Origin of the sequence: Rhodococcus sp. 06-418-5, assembly GCF_002258285.1 — a bacterium.
Lineage (GTDB): Bacteria > Actinomycetota > Actinomycetes > Mycobacteriales > Mycobacteriaceae > Rhodococcoides.
This window is the reverse complement of record NZ_NOYE01000029.1, coordinates 38,054-51,809: the sequence shown is the minus strand read 5'-3', so window position 1 is coordinate 51,809 and position 13,756 is coordinate 38,054. Positions and strand designations below refer to the sequence as shown.

At 61.8% G+C, this 13,756-nt stretch carries 14 protein-coding genes; 7 read left to right on the top strand and 7 right to left on the bottom strand.

Features of this window, described 5'->3' with window-relative positions; genetic code table 11:
- Positions 1-34 precede the first annotated feature (34 nt).
- From CH274_RS21070 to CH274_RS21040, 7 genes are all read left to right on the top strand, one after another.
- Positions 35-1,027, top strand: coding sequence for a DMT family transporter (locus tag CH274_RS21070; protein ID WP_230591638.1), 993 nt, complete (start codon positions 35-37; stop codon positions 1,025-1,027).
- Positions 978-1,814: a hypothetical protein gene (locus tag CH274_RS21065; protein WP_052049299.1), complete on the top strand. Its 837-nt coding sequence runs from the start codon at positions 978-980 to the stop codon at positions 1,812-1,814. The genes CH274_RS21070 and CH274_RS21065 overlap by 50 nt, the downstream gene beginning before the upstream one ends.
- A gap of 22 nt (positions 1,815-1,836) precedes the next feature.
- The gene (locus CH274_RS21060; protein ID WP_032364824.1) at positions 1,837-2,148 is read left to right on the top strand and encodes a hypothetical protein; all 312 of its coding nucleotides are present in this window, start codon (positions 1,837-1,839) and stop codon (positions 2,146-2,148) included.
- Positions 2,145-3,623, top strand: a complete 1,479-nt coding sequence (locus CH274_RS21055; RefSeq protein ID WP_052049298.1) for a pyridoxal phosphate-dependent decarboxylase family protein — start codon at positions 2,145-2,147, stop codon at positions 3,621-3,623. Before CH274_RS21060 ends, CH274_RS21055 begins: the two co-directional genes overlap by 4 nt.
- Positions 3,620-4,627: a cupin domain-containing protein gene (locus CH274_RS21050; RefSeq protein ID WP_052049297.1), complete on the top strand. Its 1,008-nt coding sequence runs from the start codon at positions 3,620-3,622 to the stop codon at positions 4,625-4,627. The genes CH274_RS21055 and CH274_RS21050 overlap by 4 nt, the downstream gene beginning before the upstream one ends.
- The gene (locus tag CH274_RS21045; RefSeq protein WP_052049296.1) at positions 4,624-5,358 is read left to right on the top strand and encodes a type 1 glutamine amidotransferase domain-containing protein; all 735 of its coding nucleotides are present in this window, start codon (positions 4,624-4,626) and stop codon (positions 5,356-5,358) included. Before CH274_RS21050 ends, CH274_RS21045 begins: the two co-directional genes overlap by 4 nt.
- A 757-nt stretch (positions 5,359-6,115) precedes the next feature.
- The gene (locus CH274_RS21040; RefSeq protein WP_032364823.1) at positions 6,116-8,020 is read left to right on the top strand and encodes a hypothetical protein; all 1,905 of its coding nucleotides are present in this window, start codon (positions 6,116-6,118) and stop codon (positions 8,018-8,020) included.
- 516 nt (positions 8,021-8,536) lie between these two features.
- Here CH274_RS21040 and CH274_RS21035 read toward each other — a convergent pair.
- From CH274_RS21035 to CH274_RS29520, 7 genes are all read right to left on the bottom strand, one after another.
- Positions 8,537-9,610 (bottom strand): GAF domain-containing protein, encoded by a 1,074-nt coding sequence (locus tag CH274_RS21035; RefSeq protein ID WP_032364822.1) that lies wholly within the window; start codon positions 9,608-9,610, stop codon positions 8,537-8,539.
- Entirely contained in the window at positions 9,607-10,647 is a 1,041-nt protein-coding gene (locus CH274_RS21030) for a sporulation-delaying protein SdpB family protein (protein WP_141214631.1), read from the bottom strand. Before CH274_RS21030 ends, CH274_RS21035 begins: the two co-directional genes overlap by 4 nt.
- On the bottom strand, positions 10,644-11,303 hold the full coding sequence (locus CH274_RS21025; RefSeq protein WP_052049294.1) for an SdpA family antimicrobial peptide system protein: 660 nt from the start codon (positions 11,301-11,303) through the stop codon (positions 10,644-10,646). The genes CH274_RS21030 and CH274_RS21025 overlap by 4 nt, the downstream gene beginning before the upstream one ends.
- A gap of 116 nt (positions 11,304-11,419) precedes the next feature.
- Positions 11,420-12,079, bottom strand: a complete 660-nt coding sequence (locus CH274_RS21020) for a hypothetical protein (RefSeq protein WP_141215920.1) — start codon at positions 12,077-12,079, stop codon at positions 11,420-11,422.
- 378 nt (positions 12,080-12,457) lie between these two features.
- Positions 12,458-12,715 (bottom strand): hypothetical protein, encoded by a 258-nt coding sequence (locus tag CH274_RS21015; RefSeq protein ID WP_143544376.1) that lies wholly within the window; start codon positions 12,713-12,715, stop codon positions 12,458-12,460.
- Between the two features lie 50 nt (positions 12,716-12,765).
- Positions 12,766-13,095 carry a transcriptional regulator gene (locus tag CH274_RS29525; RefSeq protein WP_032364819.1) on the bottom strand — a complete coding sequence of 110 codons (330 nt, stop codon included), beginning with the start codon at positions 13,093-13,095 and terminating at the stop codon, positions 12,766-12,768.
- The gene (locus CH274_RS29520) at positions 13,092-13,538 is read right to left on the bottom strand and encodes a hypothetical protein (protein WP_206539365.1); all 447 of its coding nucleotides are present in this window, start codon (positions 13,536-13,538) and stop codon (positions 13,092-13,094) included. The genes CH274_RS29525 and CH274_RS29520 overlap by 4 nt, the downstream gene beginning before the upstream one ends.
- Positions 13,539-13,756: the final 218 nt, after the last annotated feature.

Here is a 13,756-nt window from a genome sequence, read left to right as displayed (position 1 = left end):
GACTTATCGGTTTGTAACTGGTTGCCTTGACCAGGTGACCAGAACCGCGATACCGAGAGCTGACGCCGCCGATCGGGGGGTGGGCGGGAATGCGGCGCTGGTCATCGCCGGTGCCGCGTCGCTGTCGCTGTCCGCCACCTTCGTCAAACTCGCCGATGTCACCTCGGGGACGGCGGCATTTCTACGATGTCTTATCGCGCTGGCGGCTCTCGTTCCGATGGCGCTGTGGGAACTTCACCGACGCGGCGCAATGCCGACGAGGTTGTATCCCATGGCCATTGGTGCCGGAGTCTTCCTCGGAGCGGACTACGTGATGTGGACCGCGAGCATCCTCGACGTCGGTGCCTCGATCGCCACCGTCCTTATCAATGTCCAGGTCGTCGTGCTGCCGCTGATCGCGCTCGTCGTCGATCGAACCGCAATCCCCCGACGATTCCTCATGGCGGTGCCTTGCATGCTGCTCGGCGTTGCACTCGCCGGCGGACTCATCGGCGGAACAGGAGCCGACAACGCGCTCCGCGGGTCCATCCTGGGAATCTCCGCCGGTGCCGCGTACGCGGCCTACCTGTTCCTGAACCGCCGCTCCACCCAGCGAAGCCCCAGCCATCTGGTCACCCCGATCTGTGTGGCCACCGCATCGGCAACGGTCACTGCCGGCATTGTCTCGGCAGGCCTCGGAGACCTCGATCTCGACATCTCCGCGGCCGCGTGGGGATGGATGATCGCGCTCGCTTTGCTCGGACAGGTTGCCGCCTGGCTGTTCATCAGTTCGGGATCCCGATCGCTGGCGGCTAATACCGTCGCGGCCTTACTCCTGCTGCAGCCTGTGCTGGCTATCGCGTTCGGATTCGTTGTCCTCAGCGAGCGACCCACCTGGATTCAACTGGCCGGAGCCGCCGTCGTCGTCGGAGCCGTCTGGACCGCAACCCGACACCCCCACCACCCTGACTCCACTTCAAGCCACGGAAGAGGCCTTCATGACCCCATCTCCGACGAGCATCGATCGAGTCGTCCTACCCACCGATAGCACCATCCCCGTCGCCCGCAGCGCCGAATACGACACCTACTTCAGGATCTCCCGCAGCGCCGACCCGCACGCGTGGGCGGTCAGCGCACTGACCGTCGTCACCGCCATCACCACAGATCTGCCGCAGTCCACTCTGGACAACGACTCACGACTCCGCCTACTCGACGCCCTGGCCGTAGTCGTCGGCGACGCCTCCGCCGCAGCAGCTGTGGCCGCACAGGGACGAGATCCTTCCCCGCTGGCAGCGCCGGCAGACCACAGCACGGACGATCGCACCCCGCAGGCTCCCAACGACGCTGCACGACAAGCGATCACACGCTGGAAGAAGGGCCACCACCTGTTCCACCTGTTCGTCATATCCATGAACAGCCGGCTCGCGGCAGTGCTGGAGTGCCTTGCAAACAAGCAGTGGCCCGCTCTCGCCCACCAACTCACCGAACTAGGGACTCTCTACGCCGGGGCGACCGAGAGCATGCGGTACGCGTCCGATTTCTCACCGGAGATCTACCGTGACTTCGTCCGGCCATCCATGGAACCGCCCTGGCTCGAACCCGGGTTCTCCGCCGTGTTCAACCGGGATCACGACGTGATGCTCACCCGCGCCAAGATCGTCCGTACAACACTCAAGACGGCTGAACTTCCCGGCGTCGCAGCAGATTCCGCACGACGGCTCTGGAAGAGCCAGGCCGAGAACCGGCGCGCCCACCAACTCATCTGCCAACGATTCGTCCCCGGCGGCGATTCACTGCTGCAAGAGCACTTCGACAGCACCGGTCAGAGCAACTGAAACAGAAAGGCTTCGCCCTCTCATGATCACCGTCATCGAAACCTGGCACCTGACCGCCGAAGCGGCCGAGAACGCCCTCTCGGTCCTGCAAGAAATGGACGAACTCCTCGACGACAACGCACACCACCACCCGGGGTGGGCGGGCCACGCGCGCTTCTTCCAGCACGCATCGGACCCCCAACGCGTAACGATGACCTACCCCTGGGAAAGCGCCGAGCACGCCACGCACCTCATCGAATCGGAGACGCCACTACTCGAAGATTTCTACCGCCGGTACTGCGAACGCCCCCGCGAGGTCGTCTTCGCCCACGAGCTGCCGGTCGACGTCGAATGACCCCCGACCCAACAAAGCCGACTGGCGACTGGACTCCCGAGCAGCTCAAAGCCTTCGGCACCGACACCCTCGATCGAATATGTCGACACTTCGCCGCGCTCGACGACGTGCCCGTCACGACGCCGGCCGATGCGGCCGATGTCGCCGACGCGATCGACAGCGAGCTGCCATCCGAGGCAACAGATTTCGCCGACATACTCGACGACACCTGGAACAACGTCGTTCCGCATTTGACGCACTGGAACCATCCACGATTCCACGCCTACTTCAGCAACAGTTCCTCCGGACCGGCCATCCTCGCCGAGATGACCGCTGCGGCATTGAACGTCAACGTCATGTTGTGGAAGAGCGCGCCCTCGGCTGCCGCCGTCGAAGACACCGTCACCAGATGGCTCGCCGAACTGCTCGACTACCCCGCCGCAGACGCACTGCTCGTCGACGGTGCATCACTGGGCACGTTCTACGCGTTGGCCGCCGCCCGCCACCGGGCACAGCCCGAGGTTCGACATCACGGAACATCCGGCCAGAAACCCGGCCGGATCTACACCTCCGACCAGGCCCACTCGTCGGTCGACAAAGCTGCGATCGCTCTCGGCATCGGGCTCGACAATGTCGTACGCCTACCCACCGACGCTAGCGGCCAACTCGATCCTGCTGCTCTGTCGACTCGCATTGGATCGGACGTCGCGGACGGTTACACACCGATCGCTGTTGTCGCCACCGTCGGTACGACCACTTCAGGTGCTCTCGACCCGGTCGAGGCGATTGCGGCCGTGTGCCGCGACCACCGAGTGTGGCTGCACGTCGACGCCGCGTACGGAGGCTTCTGGCGCATAGCCCCGGCCATCGCGCAGGTCCTTCCGTCACTCGCGGCCGCCGATTCTCTCGTCGCCAACCCACACAAAGTGCTCTTCACCCCTATGGAGTGCGGGGCACTGTTCTGCCGTCACCCCGGAGCACTCGAAGCCGCCTTCACACTGGTTCCCGAATACCTGCGTACCGACACCACCGGCGGTATCGACTACATGAATTACACCCTCAACCTTGGGCGACAATTCCGAGCTCTGAAACTGTGGTGGACCCTGCGCGCCTTCGGAATACGAGGCATCCGAACTCGACTCGAACACAGTCTCACCCTGGCGACGAGGCTGCGAGACGCCCTTGCCGCAGACCCGCGGTGGCATCTCGCGAACGATTCGCCGCTCCCCTTGCTCTGCCTCCGGATCTCCTCTGCCGACGGACAGGCGACGCGGAAGATCCTCGAGACCGTCAACAGCACCCACCGGACGCTGCTCTCCCACTCCGAGCTCAACGGCCACTACGTCATCCGAGTGTCCATCGGCAACATCCACACCACTGCCGACCACATCGACCAACTGGTTGCCGAGCTCACCGAGGCAGCCGACGCCGTCGTCGGCACACCCCGTCCACTCGCTTCAGTGACCGTCACCCAACAGGAGGTATCCGCGTCGTGACCACCACCATTTCCACCGAGGCCATGCTGCACGAGAAGGCGGCAGCAATATCCGCCATCGGGCGGTGGTCCGCGGCCAACGAGAACTTGCCGTGGGCCCCGGCCCCCGACTCCCATGCCGTGCACTGGAGTTATGCCGAGCTTCGACCGCTCGCGATCGCGGCAGCCGACATGGTCAAGGGCGACCGAGCAGCTCTACGGGTACTGACCCTCGCCAATCCGGGCCATGCCCGCGAGGCCGCCGTCGGATATCTCTATTCGGGGCTGCAGATCATCAACCGCGGTGAAGGTATGACCCCGCATCGGCACGCGCCGACGGCCCTGCGCTACATGCACGAGGGTGACGGGGCATGGACGGCCGTCGGTGGAACCAAGATGTATCTCGAGCCTCGCGACGTGGTGATCACCCCCGCCGGCGAATGGCATGAGCACGGCAACGACAGCCCCACCGACTCCCCCGCCATCTGGCAGGACTGCACCAACGACCCCCTCGTCGCCGCCCTCGCCGCGACACAGTTCGAGCTCCACACCGACAACACCCACCTCGAGCCCCACATTTTCGCGCAGGACAGACACCACCGAAACCTGAGCGAGCCGCTGCTCTACAAGTGGGACAACGTACTTCGCGCCCTCGGTGAGCAACAGCGGACCCACGAGGCCGACCCGCACCACGCATACCGACACACCCTGCACGCAGAAGGAACCCACGACCCTGTCACACCGGTCATCGATGCTGCATTCACACTCCTACCTGCAGGGATCCGAACACAACCGATGCGGCGCACCGCTTCCGCCGTCTTGATCGGGGCACAAGGGTTGTCCACCATCCACGTCGACGGAAAGCCGTTCCGGTGCAGCGAAGGAGACAGCATCGCCGTTCCATCGTGGTCGACTGTCAGCTACGTCAACGACACCGACATTCCAGCCGTGCTGTTCGAGTTCAACGACGCGCCCGCGATGACCGCCCTCGGTCTCTACCGCGAAGAGAAAGACGCACAACGGTGACACCAACGTCGACCATCACGATCCTGCTGTCCGAAGCCCACATCCTGACGCTCAATGACGGCTCCACTCGACCATGCGGCTTCTGGGCCGAAGAGTTCATCACAGCCCATCGAATCTTCACGGCCGCAAACATACGGACGATCATCGCGACACCCGGCGGCGGCGCTGCGCACGTCGAACCCGACAGCATGCACGCCCCTCACAGCCCAGACCCTGACGGGTACAGAACGTACCTATCCGGTCTGAGCGAGAATTTGCGCGCGCCGGCCGCGCTCGAAACGGTTGACCCCTCTACCGTCGACGGGATCTTTGTGCCCGGCGGCTACGGGCCAGTGGTGGACCTGCACAAGAACTCTCACGTTGGAGAGTTTCTCCGCGCGCTCCGACGGGAGGGGACCCCGATCGCGACGGTCTGCCATGGAACTGCGGCGTTGCTTGCCGACACCGCATCCGGAGCAACGTGGCCGTATGCAGCCCTGACGATGACGAGTTTCTCGGACCAAGAGGAAGCCGATGTAGGACTGCTCGGCACGCTCCCCTTCACCGTCGAGCAGGAAATCCGGCGCCGGGGCGGCACGTACACCGCAGGACACCCGTGGCAGCAGCACATCGAAATCACCGACACCCTCATCACCGGACAGAACCCCGCCTCCACCGAGGCGGTCGCAGAACAGCTGACCCAACGGATCGCAAACTACTCCAGTTCGACTACCCGTTCAGGAACTCGCTAGTTCACCGGCCGGTTGACCTCTCGGCTTTGTCCCTGGATGGAACTGCTCGGAACGCTGTAACGTGCGTGGGATTTAGAATTTTATAGGCCTATTCTGTCTGTCAGCACCTGATTGACGTCTTGGCCGAAGTCGCCACGACCAGCATTCTTAACCACTGACCGACCGAAACGAAAACACGACCATGACAACTGACATTACAGATACAGAAAACCCGCCACCCTAGGTCGAGTGACGGGTCTTTCCATCGATTAAAGCGCCGAAATAATGCAAATCAACATTAATATCGAAGGGATCAATGTAGACGCTGCTACAACCAATCCCGTTGTTGCCTTAATTACTTCTGTCACGGCAACAATGATCGCCGCTAAGGTGTATAATTTATCTATCACGATTCAAATAGGTCCTCCATTCAATAGATTTACCGATGCTTTTCCGGCATCCACCAATTATAGCAGGTAATTCACCTTTTCGCTTGAGCAACCCATTCCTCCAAACGATGATAACGAACTCTGCGAAGAGTAGAAGGCAGATACTTTAAGTAGTCCTATTGTCGCATCAATTCTGCCGCGCCGCTGCCCGGCAGACCTTACGGAATTGACCGCTTCGATACCTGCGATAGCACTTCCCGGATCACCGGCCAAAACGATTCAAGACCTCGCCTCAATCACCCCGGAGGCGTCGTGCATGCTGGGACCACTCTACAGCTGGCTGACTGCATTCGGCGACCTAGCATTGCTCGACCTCGTAGGCTGCACGAATGGACAGAGCAAGCATTCCGTCGCCTGGCGATATGGACCATCTGAGCAGCGCAGAACGCAAAGCGAAGCGCAAAGATGACCGTGGACGGCGAGTCGGCACCAACGTGCGCGATTACGAGCGCATGTGCGGATCTGGACCCGATCGATTGGCCGAGACTCTGATTGCGCGCCACAACGTCAGGATGAAGAACACGGAGAAGCTGCCGGATGGATTCCGATTCGAAGCAATCCTTTTTCTGGCACCGATAGCAATACTGGATATCGCGCATCGCAAGCTGAACCTTACTTTGGATCGCGCACCGTCAGCCTATTATGGCAAATGGCCTCACGACCTCGGCTGGGGAGTGGACAGCTGCGTCGCGGCCACCCGACTGCTTCTCGCAGGACAAGTGGTGGCCGCTGCCACGATCGCCCGACAACAACTCGAACGATGGACTGCGGTCATGGCACCTGTCGTCGGAGTCGAGCAACATCCGTCTGAAAAAGTGGAGGACTTCATTGCGCGTGCGTGGACCGCATACGCCGAGCGCATGCCAAATCCTGGCGCACCGCCGGAATCATCCAACATCGAGGGCGACGCAGACCCGACTACTGCGCAAGATATCGAGGGCGACGACAGCTCCGCAAGCACAGAGGAGCCAACCGCGCCTCATAAGCACGTCGTCCTGGCGAACGGACGTGAAGTATGCCCAGCCGTCGTCTACGGCGTTCTCAGCGAAATAATGCATGCGCGACTCTTCGAGGAAGCCATGTGGTGGGAGTCGGCCGCGCTCCTGAGCAGATTCGATGTACCAAGTGTCGTATACGGCGCGGTGGACTGCATAGCGGATGCGTTGAGCTTGAGCCTTACCCAGATTCAATACATGACGGCTGCTGGCCTGTATCGGCAGGGCGATCCCGAGGACGCCGTGACGTTGATAGCAAGTATCAACCTTGCCGTACGGCCTTCGGCTGACGTCGCGGGTGAAGAACCACCAGACGATGCCCTCCCGTATTCGTCATCGTTCGTACTGCCGAGATTGCCTACCGTCATGCCATTGTCGCCCGATGAAGGCCTCTTGCCGGTGTTTGTTCGCTACCTAGACGATCAACGATCCACGTACGAGTCGCTGGCCTGGAATCATCGGCCCGCAGGTCGCTTGTATCGGGACGACGAGCTTGCGACGTTAGCCTTCGGCGCTCATCGCCAGGCGAGTGCATCGTTTGCGCTACGAGCCCTCGCCGCCGAGCGAGACGAACTAGGCGACGATTTCAACATTGACTCGGTGGCCTCGCGCGGGACGAACTACATCGTGGTTGCCGAGTTGGCGGCTCTTGCTGCTCTGTGGACACGCAACGGTCCTCTGATACCAGCAGCATCGACTCCCCTGGCTCTGGTGTCGTCGACGTTGCGGTCCGCATACTGGTTGTGGTTGGAAGACGACGACCGGGCGATGGCTTCGCTTCGATGCACGCTAGAGCAAATCGCTCGATCCAGGGTCCACCGGACGAAACCGGCGAAAGCGGAGCGCCTTGAAGAATCCGTGCACAACAAGCCTCAGCGGTGGATAGAGGCCGCCGGGTGGGGTCGACTGTCGGCTTGGAATCGAGTGTTGGGCGCGTACGCGCACGCCCACAAAAAGCCTAATTGGGAAGGCGCTAGAGAGCTCCTGAAGGACTTGCAGCTCGACGCGGACGAGCCGTACGCCTTGCAGCGAGCGCGTGGTGACGCACTGAATGTGGTGACGACTCTGGTGGCGCACGAGTCAATCAGCATTCTGGCTCTCTTCTCACAGAAGGTGGCGGCTACCGCAGCTGAACTGCTGGAAAACCACTCAGGCTTGGACATGACACGGGAATGGATGGATGCGTTGATGAGTAACGCACTTGCCCATCGGAAAACACCGATTACAGAACAAGACTGATCGGCCAGCCCGAACACCCCGCTCCGGTAGCTACTCGACGGGCTGGGCGGCGTCGGCGGGGCACCATTGGTGATCGAGCTGAAGGTACCCCTTGCCGTTGCCGATCGGAATTTTGAAACTTAGGCAGCAAATCCACTGTCCCCGTCCAGTTTTCGCCCATGCGTGAAGAAGCCCAGGGGCCTTGACGTCCATCGCGAGACCTTCCGATCTCTCGCCTGTCCGTCGCTGTTGCTGAAGCGGGTCGAATAGAGCTAAGTGGCTCGAAGGTCACGGGCCAGTTCTCTCACAGTTCGCTGGTCAAATGCACGACCGCTCGCCTGTGCGGCCGGTGGGCGACAGACATGTCCGCGCCGGCGGGCCTGCAGCGCAGTAATCTGCTCGCCGAAACGTGGGTGCGCTGTGTGATGCCGCGTCCGTGAACGGTGGTTTCGATGGTAATCGACCAGATACGGCCCCTCCCTGCTCGATACCGCCGTGGCCGACGGCCTGAGAGAACCTCATCGACGTCGTTCAAGGTCACGGCGAACAGTATGCCGCGGTCGGAAAGGTGTTGTCGTATAACACGACATCTGCGGAGCTACCGGCTCCGACCTCACCCACTCTGCGTACGGTGACCAATGCTGCGCGCGCTTTCGCACCCAGAGGCAATGGGGCAGCTCTGATTTCGTACTTCTCGTAGTGGCCGGTTTCGTGGAGCAACCGAATTGTCTCTGGCGTTCGAGCAGTGGCCGCAGGTTGTTGTACGGCTGTCGCCAGAAGTCGTGCGCACGGCAGGTCTTCGGGGTGTATGACGGGCCGCGCTTTAGTGGCGATGCTTCTCCACGCCAGTCCGGGCGGCGGTGCGGTGTGCCAAACCAGCAACATCAGCGTGGCGGGATCGACGATCGCAAGGTGTTCTTGGGGACGTAAGAGCGAGTGAACGATGAGGTCCGACAAGTGAGTAGCGGCGCTCTGGGGTGGCAGCGGGGAGGGTCCGAGGTCGTGCGAGAGGCCGTGGAACACACGGTCTCCTGTCGCGCGGTCGAGGCGAATGCGACCGGTCACGTTCACTCGGCGCTGCGCATGGTCTGCAGTGGCCTTCACTGTGGTCAGTTGCACTGCTGTGTCGGCGTGTGCGGCCACGAGGTGTCCCAGAGCTGGGGCGGCGTCGACGCCGAGATCATGTGGCTCGATGGCGTCGGCAACAGTACGCTGTCGGCCGTGGTGGGGCGCTGCCATCGTGATTGCGGTTCCTCGCGTGAGATTCCATTCGAAGGCGTGAGCGGACGGCGGAGCTGCAGATGCCTCCTCGACAGGTGAAATGAGCAGCCACACAGCTCGTGTACGACCGCGGTGATCGAGGATCGGCTCGGCGGTCACCCTCTTGCGGCCGGCCGTGACGTCGTGACGTCGTCCCGTATCGGATGCCGAGCGGACCGCATCGAGTGCCGCGGTGCGGTGGGAACCGCGGAGAAACTTCTGTAGTGGAGTTGCCCGGCGTGAGGTGTCGCCCACTCCCACCACGGTGTGTTCGTGCGGTCCGAGGGTGTCGATCAACAGCCACTGATGGCGCGTGTCGCGGCTGGCGTGGTGAGTGGATTGGGTCGTCATCGCTCGTCCGACCCGATGGCTTCGGGAGGGCCCGCTGTAGCGGTGATGGGGTCTGTGACATCGGGGCGGCGGCTTCGGTCGCGATCGAGCTCGCTCACGTCGAGGGTTGATCGTGTGCCGTCCGTCGAGAATGTGGTGCGCCGGCGGGTGGGCATCGCGGCGATGATCGCGGATCCGATCATGATCGTGGAGAAGCTCCACAGTCCCATGGTCGCGATGATCCCGACGTGTAGCACGATGTCGAGTGTCAGGCCCACTTTGCGCCATCGTCTCGTGCCTAGAAACAGGATTCCGATCAGCAGTTCGATGACCAGTGCTCCCCAGGTCATCGAGATCACCAATGCCGGTATGTTCGAGGTCCAGATCAGCATCGGTTCGAGTGGGTAGCTTGCTCCGAATGCGTTGTCGCGCAGGAAATAGTACTCGGCGGTCCCGTTGACCCAGTCCGAGACACCGAACTTGCTGATCGCACTGTCGAAGTAGATGAAGGCCAGCTGCAGTCGCAGCGCGAGCAGGCATGCGTACGAGAGGGGTTGAATCCACCGGTTGGGTTCGGTGGTGGGGTGTTGCCAATGCCAGCCTCTGTCGTCGAGGAGGGCAAGGGGGACGATCAGGATGCAGACGATGCGCACGACCGATTCGCCACCGTCGGGCAGTGCGATGCTGCCGGCGATCGAGTAGGCGACCCAGGCATGTGGGAGTGCGGTCACTCGGGGACGCCACCCTGTGGCCACCAGCAGCAGGATTGCGGCCATGCCCCAGTGTCGCCACTCCAGTGGGATGGCGTCGTGTCCGAGGCAGTACAGAGATGCGCTCTGCACTCCGGCGCAATGCGGAGCATCGTTCTGTCCGATCACCGGCACCATCAACGCAGCTGGGGTGGTGAAGAGCAGGATCGACAGCTGAGCTAGCGCCAGGACGGTGCGGCCGGTCCCGAACCACCTGTTGCGAGGATCGTGCTCGGAGACTTTTCGGTAGACGTACTCCACTGTGTCGTTGATGGTGCCTGCGGTCTCGAGCCGAGCGGTGGTCATCATGAGCACTGCACATTCAGGTGCGCGGTTGCGGTGACTTTCCGATATTCGTCCGTGAGACGTCGGAAGCTCCAGGGTGTGGTGTGCTCTTCGGTCAGGACGACGTCTCCACAGACGGTCGGTATCGGTGAGTTGCTCGTCACCTCGTCCGGAACAGACTCGGCAGCGGTGACAATGCATGTGGCCGTTGGGTCGTCGCAGGGCAACCAGGTTCGGACGGCGGCGTTGAGGAACCCGAGTTCGGGGCCTTGCGCCCGTTGGGTGCGCGATAGCCCGTAGAGGTTGGTCACCGCTCCCTGTGGGGTCTTCATCAGGCTGTAGACAGCATCGGCACTGTCGACGGTGTAGGCACCGACCTGGGTTCCTTCCGGATCGCGGGTGAAGAATGCCCAGTCCTGTGGATCCAATGCGTTGAACGCCGTCCGGACGGGGTGATCGCCGTCGCGTGTGAACAAGACGTTGCTGGGCAGTGTGAAGACTATGGCGAAGGCGAAACCGCCGACTACTACTGCCGCGGCGACCACGAAGAGCAGAACAATCAGCACCTTCGGTGGCCGACGTTGCGCCCCAATAGAAGTCGAGTACTCGCCGCGACCGGCCTCGATTGTGCTCGCTGTTGCCTCGTCGATCTGGTGCAGCTCGGGTCGAACGTCTGTCATGGCGGGCTCTCATGCTCGGACGTGGCTGATCGGATGGGTCGACCACCCCTGGGTGCGGTGCACGGATCGAAGCGGGATCGAGGCAACGCACCCAGGGGCGAAAGCGTTGACGGGTCTCAGAGCGCTGAGGTCACCAACGCAGCAGTCTCGGTTCGCTCGAAGTCGCCCTTTCGATTCAGGTCGAAGCCGTAGGAGATCGCATCGGGGACGACGTAGAGCACGACCCCTACTTCGGTCGCAGCTGCGACGTTGGCGTACCCGACTGCGTTGAGGACGCCGGCCACATTGATCTCTACAGCGATGTTGGAGTCGTGGTAGAAAAATCCGTCGGTATGGACATCTCCGCCGGACTCACTCGCGCCACTTTGCGCGGCCAACGTCTTCAGATCAGCCGAGATGGTGTCGATACCCTTCTGAGCCTGGTAGGGATCGTTCGCCTGAACGGCGTGGGTCACCGAGGAGTGGAAGTTCGGATCGACAGAGACCAGGGCATCGGTGAGTTGGCCGATCTGTTCGTCAGTGGCGGTAGGTGCTCCTTCGACCTTGAATTTGGCGGCGACGTCCGGATGGTCCTGCGCCGCACGGCCGCTGGCGAGCGCGAGTAGCCCCACCACGTCCTGGTCGGTGTATTTATCCTGCTTCGGACCGGTCGCCGATGCGGCCTGCACCGGCGCGTCGTGAACGGTCAAGGCCTGAGCAGTCCCTACTGCCCCGAGACTCAGGACCACCAGCGGGGCGGCAATAGCGGCGGCGACTTTAACTTTACGTGGGAACACAATTCATCCTCGAAGGGTGTGTTTCGACGAGACCCCTATACCGGCGGGCGACGCCGAGGCGGCTTCGATCGACGGGTTCGCCGACTCGAGCGCTCGATTTGCCACGCCGATGACCGCGTGGACCACCCCAGACCGTGCCGACTACGCAGCTCCACGCAACTGCTATCGCGCACCGATTTCCCCACCATGCCTACGCAGCAACGGCACATGCGGGTCGCCTGGCCGGTTCGCCGATGGACAGTCCGTCGGCGAACAAAACAAACCGAACAAGCTGATACTAACGACGAGACAGGCGGGTGTAAACCTTTACGAAGGACTAATTAACGAGACAAACGATCCGAATGGGACGACTGACGTGAAACCTCGCTATTGGGATTTCTACGGCTCGATGATGTTGAACTGTGCAGAGTTTCGCACTCCCAGGCGTGCAGTGATGCGACTACCGATTCGATGGTCGAGTAGCTTTTCGCTCAATGCGAGGCGCTGCGCGGGCCGACCTCGGTAGTGAAAGTAGACGCCGATTCGGTTGGCGGTAGACGGGATCTCGACGTCGTTGGTGCCCCAGTTCAATTCGTGGCCGCGCCCATCGACTTCGAGGCCAGGTTTGGTGAACAACGCGTGAAACCACGTATTCACCCACGCTGGCTTCACAGAGACAGTTGCAGTAATGGTGTCGACGGGAGAAGTCATGTGGGTTGCTCACCTTCCGGTACGAACTTGATGATGTCCTGCAGGGCTTGCATGTGTTCACCGAGCGCGGTACGTCCGCGGTCGGTGGCCCGTATCCATGTGCGCGAGTACCGAGCGGTTCGACCCTTCTCTACCGCAACGTACCCGGCCGCTTCGAGAGCTGACACATGTTGAGAAAGTAGAGAATCACTGATCTGAAGTGCCGATGCGAGGATCTTGAACTCCACCGCAGCCACACCTTCCCTCGACGCAGCCGCCAGAATCGACAGTCGAATCGGCTGGGTCAGTGCTCGATCGAGTTGGTGCCGTGGATGATCGACCGTCACGACGTTCGCACTCCGCGCACCGACACCAACACCGGGACGACGGCGACGATACCTGCGCCGGCCAGTACCAACGCACCGGATGCGACCGCCAGTATCAAGCCATGGGGCGCTATACAAAGAGCGATCGTGGCGACGCCGATCAACACCGTTCCGACGGTGGTCGACCCGGAGGAGTCCCGTCCCGGTGGCAATGGGACACCAATCGACTTGCCTATCAACAGAATCGCGCATATCGCCAGAATCGCTACAGCGGCGGGCAACCAGACCCAGCCAGGCTCGACGAACCCCATTACTGCATAACCAGCCGCCGCGACCACCACTGCCACCGACGAGAGCGTAAGTGAACGCCCACGGGATGAGGCACTGCGGTGATGGCTGCCGATTCGGCGTGAAGCCTGCTCGGACTCGAACAGCGCTCGCGCTGAGTCGAATTGCTCGGACATTTTTGCCTCCCTAGCTGATCTCCCACGAGCCTAACCGCTACTTTAAGATTCGTAAAGTAGTAATCCTCAGGGGACAGCGGCGACCAGAAATCAATCAACTGATTGCAACAACACTTCACTGGCTAGAGAACTTCGGACCGGACTTTGAGCGGCACCCCGTCACGGAAGGATCCTCCAGACGAGCCAGCCACGGTGAGCGCGACGCTGACCAAGACTCT